General features: G+C 64.5%; 19 protein-coding genes. 6 read left to right on the forward strand and 13 right to left on the reverse strand.

Annotated elements, in window-relative coordinates:
* The first annotated feature begins 139 nt into the window (after positions 1-139).
* Entirely contained in the window at positions 140-325 is a 186-nt protein-coding gene (locus TSA1_RS35670) for a hypothetical protein (protein ID WP_025036050.1), read from the forward strand.
* A 21-nt stretch (positions 326-346) separates the two neighbouring features.
* Positions 347-1,117, forward strand: a complete 771-nt coding sequence (locus TSA1_RS35675) for an SDR family NAD(P)-dependent oxidoreductase (protein WP_100180402.1) — start codon at positions 347-349, stop codon at positions 1,115-1,117.
* A gap of 166 nt (positions 1,118-1,283) precedes the next feature.
* Here TSA1_RS35675 and TSA1_RS35680 read toward each other — a convergent pair whose 3' ends face one another.
* From TSA1_RS35680 to TSA1_RS35705, 6 genes are all read right to left on the reverse strand, one after another.
* Entirely contained in the window at positions 1,284-1,991 is a 708-nt protein-coding gene (locus TSA1_RS35680; protein WP_100180403.1) for an outer membrane protein, read from the reverse strand.
* 259 nt (positions 1,992-2,250) lie between these two features.
* Positions 2,251-3,024: an outer membrane protein gene (locus TSA1_RS35685; protein WP_100180404.1), complete on the reverse strand. Its 774-nt coding sequence runs from the start codon at positions 3,022-3,024 to the stop codon at positions 2,251-2,253.
* A gap of 179 nt (positions 3,025-3,203) precedes the next feature.
* Positions 3,204-4,451 (reverse strand): FAD-dependent oxidoreductase, encoded by a 1,248-nt coding sequence (locus tag TSA1_RS35690; RefSeq protein ID WP_100181528.1) that lies wholly within the window; start codon positions 4,449-4,451, stop codon positions 3,204-3,206.
* A 444-nt stretch (positions 4,452-4,895) separates the two neighbouring features.
* Positions 4,896-5,330: a hypothetical protein gene (locus TSA1_RS39450; RefSeq protein WP_161497299.1), complete on the reverse strand. Its 435-nt coding sequence runs from the start codon at positions 5,328-5,330 to the stop codon at positions 4,896-4,898.
* 150 nt (positions 5,331-5,480) lie between these two features.
* Positions 5,481-5,867 carry a hypothetical protein gene (locus TSA1_RS39455; protein WP_161497300.1) on the reverse strand — a complete coding sequence of 129 codons (387 nt, stop codon included), beginning with the start codon at positions 5,865-5,867 and terminating at the stop codon, positions 5,481-5,483.
* Positions 5,868-6,015: 148 nt separating this feature from the next.
* The gene (locus TSA1_RS35705) at positions 6,016-7,530 is read right to left on the reverse strand and encodes a caspase family protein (protein WP_174719228.1); all 1,515 of its coding nucleotides are present in this window, start codon (positions 7,528-7,530) and stop codon (positions 6,016-6,018) included.
* Between the two features lie 201 nt (positions 7,531-7,731).
* On the opposite strand from TSA1_RS35705, the gene TSA1_RS35710 reads away from it, so the two are divergent.
* The 4 genes from TSA1_RS35710 (at position 7,732) to fabA (ending at position 12,363) form a co-directional block, all read left to right on the forward strand.
* Complete coding sequence (locus TSA1_RS35710; RefSeq protein ID WP_100180407.1) at positions 7,732-8,691, forward strand: helix-turn-helix domain-containing protein; 960 nt, start codon at positions 7,732-7,734, stop codon at positions 8,689-8,691.
* Between the two features lie 298 nt (positions 8,692-8,989).
* Positions 8,990-10,507, forward strand: a complete 1,518-nt coding sequence (locus TSA1_RS35715) for a DEAD/DEAH box helicase (protein ID WP_100180408.1) — start codon at positions 8,990-8,992, stop codon at positions 10,505-10,507.
* Between the two features lie 157 nt (positions 10,508-10,664).
* A complete protein-coding gene (locus tag TSA1_RS35720) occupies positions 10,665-11,732 on the forward strand; it encodes a GGDEF domain-containing protein (protein WP_100180409.1) in 1,068 nt (355 codons plus the stop codon).
* A 100-nt stretch (positions 11,733-11,832) separates the two neighbouring features.
* Positions 11,833-12,363, forward strand: coding sequence for a bifunctional 3-hydroxydecanoyl-ACP dehydratase/trans-2-decenoyl-ACP isomerase (gene fabA, locus TSA1_RS35725; protein ID WP_100181529.1), 531 nt, complete (start codon positions 11,833-11,835; stop codon positions 12,361-12,363).
* Between the two features lie 84 nt (positions 12,364-12,447).
* Here the strand turns inward: fabA and TSA1_RS35730 are convergent, their stop codons facing one another.
* The 7 genes from TSA1_RS35730 to TSA1_RS35760 all read right to left on the reverse strand — a co-directional run.
* Positions 12,448-12,924 (reverse strand): TfoX/Sxy family protein, encoded by a 477-nt coding sequence (locus TSA1_RS35730; RefSeq protein WP_100180410.1) that lies wholly within the window; start codon positions 12,922-12,924, stop codon positions 12,448-12,450.
* 159 nt (positions 12,925-13,083) lie between these two features.
* On the reverse strand, positions 13,084-13,494 hold the full coding sequence (locus tag TSA1_RS35735) for a HesB/IscA family protein (RefSeq protein WP_100180411.1): 411 nt from the start codon (positions 13,492-13,494) through the stop codon (positions 13,084-13,086).
* Positions 13,495-13,557: 63 nt separating this feature from the next.
* The gene (locus tag TSA1_RS35740; RefSeq protein ID WP_100180412.1) at positions 13,558-13,929 is read right to left on the reverse strand and encodes an SUF system Fe-S cluster assembly protein; all 372 of its coding nucleotides are present in this window, start codon (positions 13,927-13,929) and stop codon (positions 13,558-13,560) included.
* Positions 13,926-15,173, reverse strand: coding sequence for a cysteine desulfurase (locus TSA1_RS35745; RefSeq protein WP_100180413.1), 1,248 nt, complete (start codon positions 15,171-15,173; stop codon positions 13,926-13,928). Before TSA1_RS35745 ends, TSA1_RS35740 begins: the two co-directional genes overlap by 4 nt.
* Positions 15,170-16,474: a Fe-S cluster assembly protein SufD gene (gene sufD / locus TSA1_RS35750; protein ID WP_100180414.1), complete on the reverse strand. Its 1,305-nt coding sequence runs from the start codon at positions 16,472-16,474 to the stop codon at positions 15,170-15,172. The genes TSA1_RS35745 and sufD overlap by 4 nt, the downstream gene beginning before the upstream one ends.
* Positions 16,475-16,486: 12 nt before the next feature.
* Positions 16,487-17,239, reverse strand: a complete 753-nt coding sequence (gene sufC, locus TSA1_RS35755; RefSeq protein ID WP_100180415.1) for a Fe-S cluster assembly ATPase SufC — start codon at positions 17,237-17,239, stop codon at positions 16,487-16,489.
* Positions 17,240-17,371: 132 nt separating this feature from the next.
* On the reverse strand, positions 17,372-17,991 hold a 620-nt coding region (locus TSA1_RS35760), incomplete at its 5' end, for a SufD family Fe-S cluster assembly protein (RefSeq protein ID WP_174719369.1).

The following is a 17,991-nucleotide window of genomic DNA, read 5'->3' on the forward strand; positions in this document are numbered from 1 at the left end:
TCTGGCTTTGACGCGTTTTCTTGACGCGAACCGGTATCCACTTCGCTCGAAAACGCTCTAGTGTGGGCCCAAGCTTTCGCGGCGGCGGTGATCCTTCATCGCCGCACCGTGACGGAAGCGGACCGATGGGGAGGAACGCATGCGCAGATTTCTGCTTGTCGCAGGCCTGTTTGCAACTGCCCTCGGCCTGCTCTGGATCGGCCAGGGCACGGGCACCGTTCCCTGGCCGCGATCGAGCTTCATGGTCAACCAGCTGCAATGGGCCGGCTATGGCGCCGCCATGGCCGGTTTCGGGCTGGTGCTGATCTGGCAGAGCAACCAATAGAAGAAACCAGGACATACAAGCATGACATCCAGCCGGTTCGATCTCCGCGGCAAGGTCGCGATCGTCACGGGAGGCAATGGCGGTATCGGCCTCGGCATGGCGCGCGGCCTTGCCGACGCAGGCGCCGACATCGCCGTGGTCGGACGCAACGAGGCAAAGTCCAAGGCGGCCGTCGAAGATCTCAGGCAGCGCGGCGTCAAGGCGCTCGCGGTCGCGACCGACGTCACCGACAAGAGCGCGATCGAAGCCATGATTGCCCGCGTGGTGAAGGATCTCGGCCGCATCGACATCCTCGTCAACAATGCCGGCATGAGCATCCGCAAGCCGCCGCACGAACTCGAGCTCGACGAGTGGAACAAGGTGATCGAGACCAACCTCACCAGCGCCTTCCTGTGCTCGAAGCTCGCCTATCCTCACCTGAAGGCGTCCGGCAACGGCAAGGTGATCAACATCGGTTCGATGATGTCGATCTTCGGTGCGAGCTTCGCCACAGCCTATGCGGCGAGCAAGGGCGGCATCGTGCAGTACACGCGCGCCTGCGCCAACGCCTGGGCGCCCGACAACATCCAGGTCAACGCGATCCTGCCAGGCTGGATCGACACCGATCTCACCCGCGGCGCGCGGCAGCAGGTGTCGGGATTGCACGAGCGGGTGCTGGCGCGCACGCCCGCGGGGCGCTGGGGCGACATCGACGACTTCGCCGGCATCGCCGTATTCCTGGCATCACCCGCGTCGAACTTCGTCACGGGCACCGCGATCCCCGTCGACGGCGGCTTCTCGGTGATGGCCTAAAGCATGATCCGGAAAAGTGCGAAGCGGTTTTCCGGAAGGATCATGCGCAAACAACAACCTAGAGCGCGATGACGCTTCATCCAAATCTCATCGCGCTTTAGCAAGCAAGAGCCCCGGCAAGGATGCCGGGGCTCCGTTCATGCGCGCACGCTCTTGCTACGCGCGATCAGTACTTCGCCATCACGGGGCCGCCGAACTTGTAGCTGACGCCGACCGTGACCGTCTGGTACTGGCTGGCGACGCTGTAGGGAACATTGCCGTTGGGCGTTGCCAGAGGCGCGCCGCCGCGGGAGAAGCGCTCGAAATCGTAGTAGCGATACTCGGCCTTGCCGAGCCAGTTCGGAGCAAATGCATATTCCACGCCCGCACCCGCGGTCCAGCCGCTGGTGTTCGACGAGAAGGCGTCGATGCCGACGCCGAGATTCGTGTTCACGTGGCGTTGCTCGCCATAGGCCCAGCCGCCCGTCGCAAAGAACAACCATTTATTGAACGCAATGCCGGCGCGGCCGCGAATGGTGCCGACCCAGCGCAGCGTGGTCTCGTCGCGGGTGCCGCCCACGAAATTGTCGTCGCCCTTGATGTCCGCCCAGGCGAGATCGCCTTCGACACCGAGCACGAAATTCCTGATCTGCCAGTTGTAGCCGGCGAGGCCGCCGGCGATGGGCCCGCTTGAGCTGTAGCTATTGGCAAAACCGGCGTCGTTGAGACGATCGTGATTGCCCCAGCCATATCCGCCAAACCCGCCGATGTAGAAGCCGGTCCAGTTATACACCGCGACGGGCGCGGCCTTGACCGCCATGTCGGCTGCCGTCGCGATGCCGGGCGCGCCGACCAGAAGGGACATCACTCCTGCGAAAACCAAAACCTTTTTCATCGGTGTTGCTCCAGAAAAAGCTGCAAGAAATGGAAAGTGTCCAGCATGATTCTATACATCGCGCCTGTCGGGTTGCGAGGCCAATCCGCCCGCCTCGCGGGTTCCCGTGCGCTATTCGGGACAAAGTGGTATTTGAATCACGCAAAGGTCCGTCAGCCTGACGTTTTCCAGACGCAAAAAAGAGCCCCGGGCGAAGCCGGGGCTCTCGAAGTTTGGCAGTCCTCGTCTTTTGTTGGTGCTTGGTCGTTCGTTGACGTGCTCAGTAGCGGCCGATGACCGGTGCGTCGAACTTGTAGCTCGCGCGCACGACGGCCCACTGGATGTCGCGCGGCTTGGTGTCGAAGGTGTAGCTGCCCGAGGTGCCGCCGAGCTGATAGGTCTGGCTGCCGAAGGCCGCATAATTGTATTCGAGACCGACGATCCAGTTGCGGGTGACGCCATATTCCCAGCCGGCGCCGAGGGTCCAGCCGTTGTGCCAATGAGTCTGACCGCCGGAGCCCGTGGAGGGGTTGGGCACGTTGTCGACGACCGAAAGACGGTTGTTCACGCCGGCGTAGCCGCCCTTGATGTAGAACAGGTTGTTCTGCACCGCGAAGCCCGCACGGCCGACGATGGTCGCCAGCACGTTGGCGCGCCAGCTGAACTGATCGTCAAGGCCGAGGCCAAATACGGTGTTCGTGAACGAGCCCTTGTTGTCGAGGCCGGAGATGGTGCCTTCCATGCCGAACACGTAGTTGTTGGCCTGCCAATTGTAGCCGATCTGGGCACCGCCCATGACACCCGAGTTGCGCTGACGGAAGCCCTGGCCCGGTCCGAGGTCGCCGAAGGTCGACGTATTCCCGTTGTTGATGAACTGCTCGTTGGTCCATGCGCCGCCGATGTGGCCACCGACATAGAAGCCGGTCCAGTTGAACAGCGGCTCGACATAAGCGGGCGCCTTCGTGTAACGCGCGCCGAGATCGGCAGCGGAGGCCACGCCCGTCGAAACCAGAGCGGTCGTGCAGGCGAAGGCGGCAATCAATTTGTTACGCATGGTACACCCCGTGTCCTTTGATGGGCGCACGGTCACAGACGCACGTTACTAAAATTGGAATCAACAGAGTTAACGCGGCGCATCGGCCCGCACCGACGTGCAGATGCGTCGGCGCTGTTGCCAACGCGCAACGCCGGGCGCGCGATTTAACGCGGCGTTATCCCTACCAAATTGCGACGCTACGATCTCGCGGCCGCCTTCGACTGCACGTGCTCGGGTCGCACGCCGAGCCCAATCAGCCGCGCAGGAATGCCCTGGAGCCACGGCAGCGCGGTGATGAGGCGCACGATCAGCGGCACCTTCAGCGGCCGATCGCCGCCGTACAGGGCGCCGCTGATGATGTTGTTCTGCACGACCCTTTGCATGCGCTGCGTCATCTTCACCGGGAACTCGCGGCGGCGGCGGACCGCATCGAGTTCGTCCTCGGACGGGCAACCGTGCTGCAGCTTGTCCGCCAGCAGATTGGCAGTCGCGACCGCGTCCTGCACGGCGAGATTGACGCCGACGCCGCCGACCGGCGACATCGCATGCGCGGCATCGCCGATGCACAGCAGGCCCGGCCGCGTCCAGCGCGCCAGGCGATTGATCGCAACCGTCAGCAGCTTGACGTCGTCAAAGCTCTTCACGTCCGCGATGCCTGCCTTGAGGATCGGCGCCATGCGCACGACGTCGTCGAGCAGAGCCTGCAGTCCCCTCGCCTTCACCGCCTCGTGCTGTCCCTTGGCGATGACATAGGCACATTGCCAATAATCGCCGCGATCGAAGGTGATCATCATCTTGCCGGGCTCGACGCGCGCGAACACGTTCTCCGTCTCGTCGGCCTTGCGGCCGGCGCGAAACCACAGCACGTCCATCGGCGCGCCGATCTCCTCGACGGCGAGGCCCGCGCGCTCGCGCACCGTCGAATGCCGGCCGTCGCAGGCGATGGTGAGATCGGCCTCGATGTCGACGATGCCGTCGGGCGTCTTTGCCCGCACGCCGGCGATGGTCTCGCCGCGACGGATCAGATCGACCGCCTCGGTATTCATCATCACCTCGAGCGAAGCAAAGCGCCGCCCTGCCTCGCGCAGGAAATTCAGGAAATCCCATTGCGGCATGAAGGCGATGAAGGGGTACTTGGTGTGGAGCCGGGAAAGATCGGCAATGCGCACCGGCGTACCGCCGAACAGACCGTCCATCTTCTGCAGGCGCTGATGCGGCAGCTTCAGGAAGCCGTCGATCAGGCCGAGCTCGTCCATCACCTGAAGCGTCGAGGGATGCACGGTGTCGCCGCGGAAGTCGCGGAAGAAATCCGCGTGTTTCTCCAGCACCACCACCTCGATTCCGGCGCGCCCCAGGAGATAGCCGAGCATCATGCCGGCTGGTCCCCCGCCGACGATGCAGCAGCGGACCCGTTTGGTTCGGTTCGATTGTTGGTCGGATGTCATGCGGTCAAGGTCCGCGATGCGAGTATCGATCATGCGACGGCAGCCAATGTAGCGCCAATTCCGTTTGTTTGACGCCTGAATCTGGATACGCGACGTCCGACGCCGGCCGGCAGCCCGGATCAAGCCGGCGGGCCCGATCCCGGGAATAGATCCTGCGGTCGGTTGTTGCTAAGGAGGAATACGACCCAGAAGGGCGATCAGAGGGAACGTTCAACGTGGCATGGTTGCTTGCAGGCGTGGCCGCCTGGCTGGCCATCAACATCGCGCTGGTCTATCTGCGCACCCGCCGAACCCGCGACTCGGAAGAGAGCGAGCCGCGGGCCTAACCTTGCCTGCGACGACCGACGAACGGATCGGGCCAATCTATTCAGGATGGCCCGATTGCTATCTTCACGCCACAAACAGGCCCGCACTGCGCGGGCCTTTCGTGGAAAACACGCCCGGCTATTTCTGATCTTCATTGCTGGTCCCGGTGCCCGGACTGCCGATCGGCAAGCCGTTGGACGCATGGCCGACACCGGCATTCCGCTCAGCTTGCGCCGCTGTCGGCGACGTGCCGTTCGCAATCGGCGGCTGAACGTTCGGGGTGCTCTGGCTGTTGTTGGTATTGACGTTGGCCCCCGTGGTGGTGCCATGAATCCCCATCCCTGAAGGAGCCGACGGCCCGGAATTGGCGCTGCTTGGTGATGTGCCCATTCCGGCTCCCGAGCTGGCCGCAGATCCCGTGCTGGCGCCGCCGGTGCCCGTACCGGCACTGGCACCGCCGCCGCTGCCCGCGCCACCACCGCCTCCTCCTCCGCCCCCACCGCCTCCCTGCGCAAAAGCGGTTGTCGAAAGCGCGGCACATGTGAAGGCTACGAGGATGGACTTGCGGATCATGGATCGTCTCCCTGGTTTGACCAACAAACCAGGTGACCAAGGAGTTGTTCCTTCGCCCGTGGGCTCCCTCTCAGGGCAGCAAAAAGGCCCGCAACGACGTGCGGACCAAATCCAGAGATCGAAATATTCACGCGCTTCGGAAACCGAAGGTCATTGCATAAACGGAAAAGGCTCCGAATTCTCTGCCTTGGCGATCGTTTCGCCCGTCGCGGATTGGGCGATGACGTCGTAGGTATAGACGCCCGGAGCGCATGGGCCAAAGGTCCGGATGCTGTCCTGTGGCACGACGCCCTTGGGTGGGAGAGCAATTTTCTGGCCCCCCATCTCACGATTGCCTGTGCGAAATTGAATGAGGATCGACTTCGTGCCGGCCGGAACGTTGTGCAGTCGCAGCTCCGGATTTGGGAAAAGGCTGCTGCAGCCTCGCGATCCCCGGAATGAAAATTCGACAGTCATCTGCTCTGCGGCGACCGTCGGCGTCGTCGCGAGCAGCATGGCGGCAAGAGAGAAAAAGTGAGGCGATTGGATCATCTTCATCCCTGCCGTTAGCACGAGCCGATGAAGCCGTGCGATCTAATTCCGTCCACGCCCTTCGAGGCAGAGGGCCACCCTCTTCAGGAGAGCGTCACCTCATTGGGTCACCCCACCGCTCTAACGGCCACGACGCAGGCGATACCGAACGCCCTCAATTGTTGCTGCGGTTCGCGCTGCGAAAACTCTTGATCTCCGACACGCTGCCGTCGCGATAGGTCAGCTCCACCGAGACGGACTGGGTGCTCGGGGCGAGCTTCATGTAGAGCGGCATGCCGGCGGTGATCGCGCTGGGGTCGCGCATGTCGCAAGGCGGCATCTTCAGCACCTGGTTGGGTACGGCGGTGTCGATGCCGATACGCACCTCGCGGATGGCGCAGCGGTAGGACACGAGGTGCGTGTAGTAGACCAGCAGCCCGTTGAACTCGCGGAACGACAGCCAGCTCGTCGCCGTCATGTCCAGGATCTTGCGCTGGTCGCGGATCAATGCGGCCTCGGGATCGAACCGGATCGGGAACGGCCCCTGCATGTCGCCGGACTGATCGACATAGCGGACCTCGATGGTGCCGGCCTGCGCATCCGGCGGCAGCTCGATCGACGGGTTCGGCATCCGCTTGCGCGTGCGCGGATCGAGCGTGTCGATGAAGCCGGTCTCGCGGAAATCGCCCTTGCCGGCCATGCGCCAGGAAATGCCGAGCGTCGGGTCGGCAAAGGAGAACACCACGCTCCAGCCGCCATTGTGCCGCGAGAAGCTCGCGATCGGCGCATTGGTGGCCTCCTCCTTCGGCATCTTCGGCACCGACACCGGCGGGAGCGCCGCGAGCTTCTGCGGCGGCGGATCGTCCGGCCGCGCGGCGGCATCCTTCGCCGCCCCGCTGAGGAAGACGTCGTCGACCATCTGGTCGAAATACACCGGCACCTGCCTGTGCTTCACGGTATCGGCCATCTCACTGACGGCTCGGCGGGTACGCTGCGCGACCTGCACGAGGTTCTCGCCGGGCTTGAGCAGCTCCTTGGCGAAGGTGCGCGTGAACACCGAATTGGGATTGGCGTCGTCATTGGACAGACGATCGAGCGCGGTCTGGCGGGGACCGGCCGAGAACACCGAGAACACGCCTTCAGGCAGCTGCGTCATCGGCGCGAGCCCGCCGGCGCCGGCGACCGCGCGCGTGCCCTTGCGCTCGAACGGGTTGTTGCGGCAGGCGTCGAACACCAGGATCGAGGTCCGCGCCTTCTTGTTCTGCAGGCGCTCGATGATGCGATCCGCCAGGATGGAAGCGTCGCGCACCAGCTCTTCCTGCCCTTCCGTCGCCGCCGGCACGTCGGTCGGCAGCAGATAGTTCTGGCCCGCGATCTCGAAGCCGTGGCCGGCGTAGAAGAAGAACGCGGTATCGCCGGGCTCGATCGCCTTGTCGAAGGCGAGCAGCGTCTCGGAGAATTGCTGCCGGCTCTGGTTCTCGGCCACCATCACCGAGAAGCCGAGCTGCTTCAGCGTATCGCCCATGGTGCGAGCGTCGTTGACCGCCTTGAGCAGTTTTGGAACGTTCCTGTAATCGTTGTTGCCGACGACGAGCGCGACGCGCTTCTCGGCATGAGCGGGAAGCGCAAAGCCGCCGAGGCTCGCCGCGAGGCCAAGGGCCGCCAGAATTCTGAAAAGCCGACGCGTCATCGCAAGTTTCCCGTTGCAGAACGGCGGAGAGGCCGCATCCTTCGAACGGCAGTTCATTGGACCCCCTGCCGCTGTGTGATAGTCGGCCCAGACGTAACGGCGGTTCAAGGGACCCGCGGCTCCGGTTCCATGATCTGGCTATGGCAGATTCCCGCGGAATCTGCTCTTTCTAGGGCAATTGCGCTGCAAGCGGGGGCTGCCGTGTATCGCTGGTGTACCGACGAGGTCGAGCCGAAAGATCGCTTCGACTACTGGCGCGAAGTGCGCTCCAAGGGCTTGTTCGGGGTCACCGCCGAGCTCGAACGCGAACGGCGCGCGGACTTCTTCGGCGAATTCTCGCTGCGCCAGCTCGGCGGCGCCGGCCTCGTCGAGTTGAAGGCCTCGTCCTACACGGTCGAGCGCAGCATCTCCGACATCGCCTACGCGCCGGGAGATGCCATCTGCGTCTACCAGCAGCTCGGCAGCGGCGGCTGGTTCGGCGGCATGCGCGGGAGCGACTTTGCGATCGCCAACGGCAGCTTCGCCACCAGCCATACCGACCTGCCCTACCGCACCGCGCCGCTGGGCGCCGGGGGCTTCCACCTGCGCATCCTCAAGATCCCCGTGAGCAGCATTCCGGCGCAGGACAAGCGGGTGCGCGAGCTTTCGCCCCGGACGTTCGGTGATCCCACCCTGACGCCCCTGCTCGGGGCCTGCTTTGCCGATCTCAACGAGGCCGCGCATAACGGCGCGCATGATGCGACGTCGCTCGTCCAGGCCCTCGCCCACCTCGCCCTGATCGAGCGCGGCATCGTCAGGCCCGGCAGCCGGCGCGGACAGGCCGCGCTGCGGACCGCCCGCCTCTCGCAGGCCCGCCACCTGATCGCACGCCACCTGCAAGACCCGGATCTGGCGCCGGCAACGGTGGCCGACGAGCTCGGGGTTTCCGTGCGCCACCTGCACATGCTGTTCGAGACCGCGGCGAAGAGCTTCTCGCAGACCGTGACGGACGAACGGCTGAAACAGAGCCGCCGCCTGATGCGCGAGGCGCCCGAGCGGTTGATCGCCGATATCGCGGCCTCCTGTGGCTTCGAGAGCCTCGCGACCTATTACCGGGTCTTCAACGCCGCCTACGGCATGGCCCCCGGTGACTTTCGGGCGCAGGGCTCGGAGGGGCACTAGCGGCCGTTTTGGCGGCTCCGGGCGGGGCGCCGAGCTGGGCGGAAAACCCCAGTCGCGCCCGCTATTTGGTAAAAACCTCAGGTTTTTTAGGGCCTTCCCGCGCCCGCTCCATTGACTTTGGCCGATTCCCGCCTATGTTCCGGGTCGACGCGGTTCAGATCGAAGACCGATTCTTGAGCCTGGCGCTTTGTTCGCGTGAGTCAGCACCCCCAGCTTCTTTGAGAGCGCGCCGTTTCGGGGTGGAACGCGACAGCCTTATTACCCTCGATTCCGAACGGCGGTTTCGACCAGAGGCTCAATGTCCTTTTCAAATCTCGGACTGTCCGAAAAAGTCCTCGCCGCAGTGGCGGCCACCGGTTACACCACCCCCACCCCCATTCAGGAACAGGCGATCCCCCACGTCCTCGCACGCAAGGACGTGCTCGGCATCGCCCAGACCGGCACCGGCAAGACCGCGGCCTTCGTGCTGCCGATGCTCACCATCCTCGAGAAGGGTCGCGCCCGGGCACGCATGCCGCGCACGCTGATCCTGGAGCCGACCCGCGAGCTCGCGGCGCAGGTGAAGGAAAACTTCGACCGCTACGGCGCGGGCCAGAAGCTCAACGTCGCCCTGCTGATCGGCGGCGTCTCCTTCGGAGACCAGGATGCCAAGCTGACGCGCGGCGTCGACGTGCTGATCGCAACCCCCGGCCGCCTGCTCGACCATACCGAGCGCGGTGGCCTCCTGCTCACCGGCGTCGAGCTGCTCGTCATCGACGAAGCCGACCGCATGCTGGACATGGGCTTCATCCCCGACATCGAGCGCATCTGCAAGCTCGTCCCGTTCACGCGGCAGACCCTGTTCTTCACCGCGACCATGCCGCCGGAAATCCGGCGCATCACCGAAGCGTTCCTGCACAATCCGCAGAAAGTCGAAGTCTCCAAGCCCGCCACCACCGCCGTCACCGTCACGCAGGCCCAGGTACCTGCCGGGCGCGAGGCGCATGAGAAGCGCGAACTGCTGCGCCGCCTGCTGCGCGAGGCCAAGGACCTCAAGAACGCGATCATCTTCTGCAATCGCAAGCGCGAAGTCGCGATCGTTCACAAATCGCTGCAGAAGCACGGCTTCAGTGTCGGCGCGTTGCACGGTGACATGGACCAGTCGGCCCGCACGGCGGCACTCGAACAGTTCCGAAAGGGTGAATTGCCGCTGCTGGTTGCCTCCGACGTCGCCGCCCGCGGCCTCGACATTCCCGAGGTCAGCCACGTCTTCAATTTCGACGTTCCCCATCACGCCGACGATTACGTCCATCGCATCGGCCGCACCGGCCGCGCCGGCCGCACCGGCATGGCGATCTCGCTCGTGACGCCACTCGACCAGAAGTCGATGGTGGCGATCGAAAAGCTGATCGGCCAGAGCATTCCGCGCGCCGAAGGCGATTTTGAAATCCACACTGAATCCTCCAACGGAACCGAGCGCCCGCGCGAGGCGCGTGGCCGCGAACGTTCACGCGGCGGACGCGGCAAGCCGCTGCGCGGCGAGCGGCGTGAGCGCAGCCACGAGCCGCGCGAGGCGCGCGGCGAGGCCCAGCCTTCAGCCGAAGCACGGTCCGCCCCCGAAGCACGGCCCGCGCGCGAGGCAAGGCCCACCCGCGAAGCCAGGCAATCATCCGAGCCACGTCACGGCGCGCGCCAGCAGGCCAATCCGTCGCATGTGCCCTCGATCGGCCGTCCCGAGCCCCGTCGCCAGCGCGAGGCCGATACCGAGCCGGGCGATCATTCGCATCTGCCGGCGTTCCTGCTCCGGCCCGTGCGCTCGTCCCCCGCCGGCGCCTGACGCGCGCCAGGTTTCAGTTGCGGAAATGGGAAGTACACGTTTTTAGACGCTTCGTGAACGTATATTTACGGGGCGTTCACGATCGTCCGTTAGCCTACGAACATAATTTAAGCATTGCTGCGGTCGTCGGCGCACCGACCGCTGTGGGGTATGTTCCGTGGTCAAGGTTCTCGACGAACACGAACGCACGATGGCGTTCGCCGAAGTGGCGCTCGGTCAGATCCGATCGCTTCGCCAGACGGCGATTCCCCGCAATTACGAGATCTGGTACGTCTACGCCACCGGCTACAACGCGCCGCTCAACAAGATCGTCAACGAGACGCTGGCGCGCAGCGGCAAGCTGACCGAAGCCGATCTCGAGCAGATCTACGAGACCTATCTCTCCCACATCAAGACCACCGATCGCATCGACAAGGTCGGCGCGCGCGTCATCGGCGAGATCGACGACGTCATGAGGGTCTTGAGCGACGCACTCGGCATGACCGGCTCGTACGATGCCAGCCTGTCCGGCGCGACCGCGAAATTGTCGTCGGCCAAGAGCCGCGAACAGATCAAGGCGATCGTCGAAACGCTGCTGCGTTCCACCACCGAGATGCGCGAGACCAACAAGGCGCTGGAAGACCGCCTGACGCTGTCGAAGAACGAGATCAGCAATCTCCAGCAGAGCCTGGAGGCGATCCGCGCCGAGAGCCTGACCGACCCGCTCACCGGCCTCGGCAACCGCAAATATTTCGACCGCATGATCGGCATGGCCGTGCAGAGCGCGCTCGCCTCGGGCGAGCCGCTGTCGCTGCTCCTGTTCGACATCGATCACTTCAAGTCGTTCAACGATTCCTACGGCCATCTCACCGGCGACCAGGTGCTGCGGCTCGTCGGCCTGTCGCTGAAGCAGACCATCAAGGGCCAGGACATCACCGCACGCTATGGCGGCGAGGAATTCGCGGTCGTGCTGCCCAACACCGCACTGCGTCAGGCCCTCACGGTGGCCGACCACATCCGCCGCGCGGTGATGGCCAAGGAATTGAAGAAGAAGTCCACCGGCGAGATCCTCGGCCGCGTCACCATCTCGGTCGGCGTCTCCATGCTCAAGCCGGGCGACGACCCCGACGCCTTGATCGAGCGCGCCGATGCCTGCCTCTACGCCGCCAAGCGCAACGGCCGCAACCGCGTGATCTGCGAAGCCGATCCGGAATACGCGGTCGAGACCCACAGCCGGGTGGCGTGACGGACGCAGCTCGCCGCAAATTGCCCGCGCTTGACTTTCCAACCTGACGAACGACATGGTCCTCGCCGCCCACGGCGCCCGACCGCGAGGACCTGTCGTCTTGCCCAACCCCCACGATTTCCATTCGCCGCAACCGTCCTACACGCGGGACGAACTGCTGAGATCGAGCGACGGCGGCTATTTCGGCCCCGGCAATGCGCAATTGCCGGCGCCGCCCATGCTGATGATGGATCGCATCACGGAAATCAGCATGGACGGCGGCGAATTCGGCAAGGGCCATGTCGTCGGCGAGCTCGATATCGCGCCAAACCAATGGTTCTTCGATTGCCACTATCGCGGCGACGCGCTGATGCCGCCAACGTTGGGGCTCGACGCCATGTGGCAGATGGTCGGCTATTGGCTCGGCTGGTCGGGCTCACCGGGCAAGGGTCGCGCCATTGGCGTCGGCGAGGTCGAGTGCACGGGCGAGATCACACCAAACGTCCGCCGCGTGCGCTATGAGGTCGCAATGCGCATGGTCCGGCGCGGCAAGCTGGTGCTCGGAATTGCCGACGGACGCGTGCTCGCGGATGGCGTCTGCGTATTCACGGCCAAGGATATGAGGGTCGGTTTGACGAAGGCTGTGGAGTAAGGTCTCGTAGAGTGGGCAAAGGCGCGAAGCGCCGTGCCCACGACATCAACAATTGGTGGGCACCACGCTTGCGCTTTGCCCAGCCTACGAGACCTTCTTCTTGGCTGCCTTCTTGGCCGACCGCCACGAGACCTTCTTCTTGGCCGACCGCTTTTTCGCTACGGGCTTCTTCGGCGTGATCTTCTTCGCAGGCCTGCTCGCCGTCTTCTTCACCGCTGCCTTCCTCGCCTTCGGCCGCGCCTTCACCTTGGCGCGCTGAGCGGCGGCGAGTGCCGCCCTCGCCCACCGCACGAAATCATCGGAATCGTCGAACAGCCGCGCCGGCAGCTCCCAATAGGAGTTGACCACCACGGTCTTGGCGCGAGTCGAATATTGGAACGGTTTTGAGCCTTCCGCCTCGAAATCAGGAATGGTCGCCTCGTCGGCGCGGAAGAACAGGCCGGCGCGCAGCGACAGCGCGAAATTGACGCCGTCGGCGGAAATGCCGTGGCCGGAGAACATCTTGCGGATGGTGACGGGGCCGAAATCGGCGAAAAGATCGGTCAGGAATTCGCGGTCCATGGGCACCCTCGTGCCCCGGACGCAGCGCAGCGTGTAACGATGCGCTGCTGAGCCGGGGCCCAGTCTTCTGCACCGATGACTATAACGTGGGTCCCGGCTCTGCGCAGCAGCGCAAGGGCGCTGCAGCGCGTCCGGGACACGAGAGTATTGAGAAGCCGCTTACCCGTCGATCTTGGCCGGGCGCAGCTCGACCGACTCGCCGCAGCCGCAGGCGGAGATCTGGTTGGGGTTGTTGAAGACGAACTGGGCCTGCATCTTGTCGGCCTTGTAGTCCATCTCGGTGCCGAGCAGGAACAGCACGGCCTTGGGATCGACCAGGATCTTGACGCCCTTGTCCTCGACGACTTCGTCGGTCGGGCGGATCTCGTGGGCATATTCGACCGTATAGGACTGACCCGCGCAGCCGCCGTTCTTGACGCCGACGCGCAGGCCGACGATCTCGGAATCGGCGCGCTGGGTCAGCTCGGTGATGCGCTGGGCGGCAGCATCCGTCAGCCGCATCACCTGCGGGCGCGGACGCCGCGGCTTCGGGGCGGATGCTGGGGTCGAGCCTGAGGAGATCTGGGTCATGTCAATGATGTGGTCCGTTGCGGCGCGAATTCAATGCCGAGGATTCAAAGCAGGCGTTACGCGTCACCACATGTTGAGGACGAGGCGGGCCTCGTCGCTCATGCGCTCGGGCGACCACGGCGGCTCCCAGACGACCTTGACGTCGACCACGCCGACACCGGGCACGCTGGCAACGGCGTTCTCGACCATGGTCGGCAGCTCGCCGGCGGCCGGGCAGTTCGGCGTCGTCAGCGTCATCTGGACGTCGACGGAGCGGTCGTCCTTGATCTCGACCTTGTAGATCAGGCCGAGCTCGTAGATGTCGGCCGGGATTTCCGGATCGAACACGGTCTTGAGCCCGGCGATGATCTCGCGGGTCAAGCGCTCGGTCTCCTCCGGCGGCAGCGCCGAATGGGTCTCCATCGGACTTGCTTTGATTTCGGCCGTGTCACTCATGCGAACAAATCCCGCGCCTTCAACAGCGCCTGTGCCAGATGATCGACTTCTTCCCGCGTATTATACATGCCGAACGAGGCCCGGCAGGTGGCCGTGACGTTGAACCGCTCTAAAAGCGGCATCACGCAATGGGTGCCGGCGCGCACCGCGATGCCCTGCCGGTCGATCACGGTGGCAACGTCGTGGGCGTGCGCGCCTTTGAGCTCGAACGAGATCACCGGGCCCTTGCCCCGTGCCGTGCCGATCAGCCGCAGCGAGTTGATCTCGCGCAGCTTCTCCTGGGCGTAGGCGGTGAGATCGGCCTCGTGCGCGGCGATGCGCTCCTTGCCGATCGAATTGACGTAGTCGATGGCCGCGCCAAGGCCGACGGCCTCGACGATCGCCGGCGTGCCGGCCTCGAACTTATGCGGGGGATCGCCGTAGGTGACGACATCGCGCGAGACCTCGCGGATCATCTCGCCGCCGCCGTTGAAGGGACGCATCGCGACGAGATGGTCGTACTTGGCCCAGAGCACGCCGATGCCGGTCGGACCGTAGACCTTGTGGCCCGTGAAGACGTAGAAGTCACAGCCGATGTCCTGGACATCGACCGGCAGATGCACGGCGCCCTGGCTGCCGTCGACCAGCACGGGAATGCCGCGCGCGTGGGCGATTCTGACGACGTCCTTGACCGGCACGATGGTGCCGAGTGCGTTGGACATCTGCGTGATCGCGACCAGCTTGGTCTTCGATGTCAGCAGCTTCTCGAACTCGTCGATGAGGAAATTGCCCTCGTCGTCGACCGGCGCCCATTTGATCACGGCACCCTGGCGCTCCCTGAGGAAATGCCAGGGCACGATGTTGGAGTGGTGCTCCATGATCGAGATGACGATCTCGTCGCCCTCTTTGATGTTCGGCCCGCCCCAGGACGAGGCGACGAGATTGATCGCCTCCGTCGCGTTGCGGGTGAAGATCACCTCTTCGGTTCGAGGCGCGTTGATGAACTGCGCCACCTTGGTGCGGCCGCCCTCATAGGCCTCGGTCGCGGCGTTGGCGAGGTAATGCAGGCCGCGATGCACATTGGCGTATTCGCTGGTGTAGGCCTGCGTCATGCGCTCGAGCACGGCGCTCGGCTTCTGCGCCGAGGCGGCGTTGTCGAGGTAGACCAGCGGCTTGCCGTAGACCTGCATCGCAAGCGCCGGAAAATCCTGGCGCACGCGCGCGACGTCATAGGCGCCGTTCTTGACTGCCGGATGCGTGCTCATGATCGCCGCTCCAGCCAGCGCTCGGCAATGCCGATCACGTGCTCGCGCAGATTGTCGTCGGCGATCTGCTCGATCGCCTCGCCCACGAAAGCCTGGATCAGCAGCGCCTGGGCCTGCTTCTCCGGCAGGCCGCGCGCCTTCAGATAGAACAGCAGGCTGTCGTCGAGCGCACCGGCGGTGGCGCCGTGGCCGCAGGAGACATCGTCAGCGAAGATCTCGAGCTCGGGCTTGTTGTCGGCCTCGGCCTCGTCCGAAAGCAGCAGCGCGCGGGTCATCATCTTGCCGTCGGTCTTCTGCGCGTCGGGACGGACGATGATGCGGCCCTGGAACACCGAATGAGCGCGATCGTCGATCACCGCGCGAAAAACTTCGCGGCTGACGCAGTTCGGCACGGCGTGGTCGACCACCAGCGTGGTGTCGCCATGCTCGGTCTTCTGCAACAAATTGACGCCATTGGCCGAGAGCTCGCTGCCCTCGCCTGCCAACGTGATGAAGCCCTGCAGACGACTCACCGCAGCGCCGGTGGTCATGTTGAAGAAATTGTACTTCACGTTGGCGCCGATGGTGACGAAGTGCGAGGTCACGTTCACCGCGTCAGGCGCGTCGTCCATCAGGCGGATATGCGCGACGTCGGCATTGTCGCCGACCGAGACGATGACGGCGTCGTTGACCTGGTAGGCGCTGGCGCCCGCCGCGACAAAAGTCTCGACGATGGTGGCGCGCGCGCCCTTCCCGACCGCGACCTGCGAGCGGCTGAACGCGGAAGCCGATGCGGCGGTTGCGATGTGAATGATCTGGATCGGCGCGGACAACTGGACGCCGTCGGCGATCGAGAGCACGACGCCGTCGGTCGCCATCGCCGCGTTCAGCGCGATCACGGCGTCAACGGTCGCGGTCTTCAGGAGATCTGCGTCCTTCTCCAGCGTCTCTCGCAGAGTCTTGAAGCCTGCCTCGGAAGCAAGCGCCTTCACGTCGGACAGATCGGCCGCGAGCACGCTGTCGACCAGCACCAGCTTGTGGGCGCCGTCGATCGCATGCGCCTTCACGGCGTCCGCGGCGCGTTTCAGCGCGGCGGCATCGGGCGCGGCGGCCAGCGGCAGCACCTCGCCGACCAGCGCGCGCAGGTCGGTGTATTTCCATTCCTCGATCCGGCGGTGCGGCAGGCCGAGACGCTCATAGGTCTCGAACGCCTCGCGGCGCACGGCGGTGATCCCAGGCGAACCCGGCAGCCGGCCCTCGGCGCTGGTGAAGAGATCGCTCACCGCGCGGCCCTTTCCGGTCTTTGCCACAGCAACGTTCATTGCAAACAATCCTTACGCGGCATCCTCGAACTGGGCGTAGCCGGACGCTTCCAGCTCCAGCGCCAGTTCCTTGCCGCCGCTCTTCACGACGCGGCCCTTCGACATCACGTGCACGACGTCGGGCACGATGTAGTTCAGCAGCCGCTGATAATGGGTGATGACGACCATCGAACGCTTGGGCGAGCGCAGCGCGTTGACGCCGTCGGCCGCAATGCGCAGCGCGTCGATGTCGAGGCCGGAATCCATCTCGTCGAGGATGCAAAGGCTGGGCTCGAACAGCGCCATCTGCAGCACCTCGTTGCGCTTCTTCTCGCCGCCGGAGAAGCCGACATTGACGCCGCGCTTGAGCATATCCTGCGGGATGTTCAGCGACTTCGAGACCTCGCGGACCTTCCTGAGGAAGTCCGGGGTCGAGAATTCCTCCTCGCCGCGTGCCTTGCGCTGGGCGTTCAGCGCCGTGCGCAGGAAGTTCATGGTGGCGACGCCGGGAATCTCGACCGGATACTGGAACGCCAGGAACACGCCCTTGGCGGCGCGCTCTTCGGCGGCCATCTCCAGCAGGTCCTCGCCCTTGAACAGGATCTGGCCGCCGGTGACTTCATAGCCGGGCTTGCCGGCGATGACGTGCGAGAGCGTCGACTTGCCGGAGCCGTTCGGTCCCATGATGGCGTGGATCTCGCCCTCGTTCACGGTCAGCGTCAGCCCGTGGAGGATCTCACGCTCCTCGACACGAACCTGGAGGTCTTTCACTTCAAGCAAAGCCATAATGTCTTTCCATCTATCCCCTCATCCTGAGGAGCGCCGAAGGCGCGTCTCGAAGGATTGAGGCCACCAATCTTTCCGGTATCCATCCTTCGAGACGGCCGCTTTGGCGGCCTCCTCAGGATGAGGTCCGAGCTAGCCGACCGACCCTTCGAGCGAGATCGAGATCAGCTTCTGCGCTTCCACCGCGAATTCCATCGGCAGTTGCTGCAGCACGTCCTTGACGAAGCCGTTGACGACGAGGCCGACCGCTTCTTCCTGGCTGAGCCCGCGCTGGATGCAGTAGAACAGCACGTCCTCGGAGATCTTCGAGGTCGTCGCTTCGTGCTCGAACGTCGCCGAGGAGTTCTTGGCCTCGATGTACGGCACGGTGTGTGCGCCGCATTTGTCGCCGATCAGCAGCGAGTCGCAGGCGGTGAAGTTGCGCGCGCCGGTCGCTTTCCGGTGCGCGGTGACGAGGCCGCGATAGGTGTTCTGCGACTTGCCGGCGGCGATGCCCTTGGAGATGATCCGGCTCGACGTGTTCTTGCCGAGGTGGATCATCTTGGTGCCGCTATCGACCTGCTGGAAGCCGTTCGAGATCGCGATCGAATAGAACTCGCCGCTCGAATTGTCGCCGCGCAAGATGCAGCTCGGATATTTCCAGGTGATTGCGGACCCGGTCTCGACCTGGGTCCAGGAAATCTTGGAGCGGTCGCCGCGGCAGTCGCCACGCTTGGTGACGAAATTGTAGATGCCGCCCTTGCCTTCCGAAT

The sequence above is a fragment of the Bradyrhizobium nitroreducens genome (assembly GCF_002776695.1).
GTDB classification, from domain to species: Bacteria; Pseudomonadota; Alphaproteobacteria; order Rhizobiales; family Xanthobacteraceae; genus Bradyrhizobium; species Bradyrhizobium nitroreducens.

Excerpts from the sequence above, each read along its gene's own strand:
- TSA1_RS35670 (WP_025036050.1), top strand. The coding sequence starts at position 140 with ATGCGCAGATTTCTGCTTGTCGCAGGCCTGTTTGCAACTGCCCTCGGC.
- TSA1_RS35675 (WP_100180402.1), top strand. The coding sequence starts at position 347 with ATGACATCCAGCCGGTTCGATCTCCGCGGCAAGGTCGCGATCGTCACG.
- TSA1_RS35680 (WP_100180403.1), bottom strand. The coding sequence starts at position 1,991 with ATGAAAAAGGTTTTGGTTTTCGCAGGAGTGATGTCCCTTCTGGTCGGC.
- TSA1_RS35685 (WP_100180404.1), bottom strand. The coding sequence starts at position 3,024 with ATGCGTAACAAATTGATTGCCGCCTTCGCCTGCACGACCGCTCTGGTT.
- TSA1_RS35690 (WP_100181528.1), bottom strand. The coding sequence starts at position 4,451 with ATGACATCCGACCAACAATCGAACCGAACCAAACGGGTCCGCTGCTGC.
- TSA1_RS39450 (WP_161497299.1), bottom strand. The coding sequence starts at position 5,330 with ATGATCCGCAAGTCCATCCTCGTAGCCTTCACATGTGCCGCGCTTTCG.
- TSA1_RS39455 (WP_161497300.1), bottom strand. The coding sequence starts at position 5,867 with ATGAAGATGATCCAATCGCCTCACTTTTTCTCTCTTGCCGCCATGCTG.
- TSA1_RS35705 (WP_174719228.1), bottom strand. The coding sequence starts at position 7,530 with ATGACGCGTCGGCTTTTCAGAATTCTGGCGGCCCTTGGCCTCGCGGCG.
- TSA1_RS35715 (WP_100180408.1), top strand. The coding sequence starts at position 8,990 with ATGTCCTTTTCAAATCTCGGACTGTCCGAAAAAGTCCTCGCCGCAGTG.
- TSA1_RS35730 (WP_100180410.1), bottom strand. The coding sequence starts at position 12,924 with ATGGACCGCGAATTCCTGACCGATCTTTTCGCCGATTTCGGCCCCGTC.
- TSA1_RS35735 (WP_100180411.1), bottom strand. The coding sequence starts at position 13,494 with ATGACCCAGATCTCCTCAGGCTCGACCCCAGCATCCGCCCCGAAGCCG.
- TSA1_RS35740 (WP_100180412.1), bottom strand. The coding sequence starts at position 13,929 with ATGAGTGACACGGCCGAAATCAAAGCAAGTCCGATGGAGACCCATTCG.
- TSA1_RS35745 (WP_100180413.1), bottom strand. The coding sequence starts at position 15,173 with ATGAGCACGCATCCGGCAGTCAAGAACGGCGCCTATGACGTCGCGCGC.
- sufD (WP_100180414.1), bottom strand. The coding sequence starts at position 16,474 with ATGAACGTTGCTGTGGCAAAGACCGGAAAGGGCCGCGCGGTGAGCGAT.
- sufC (WP_100180415.1), bottom strand. The coding sequence starts at position 17,239 with ATGGCTTTGCTTGAAGTGAAAGACCTCCAGGTTCGTGTCGAGGAGCGT.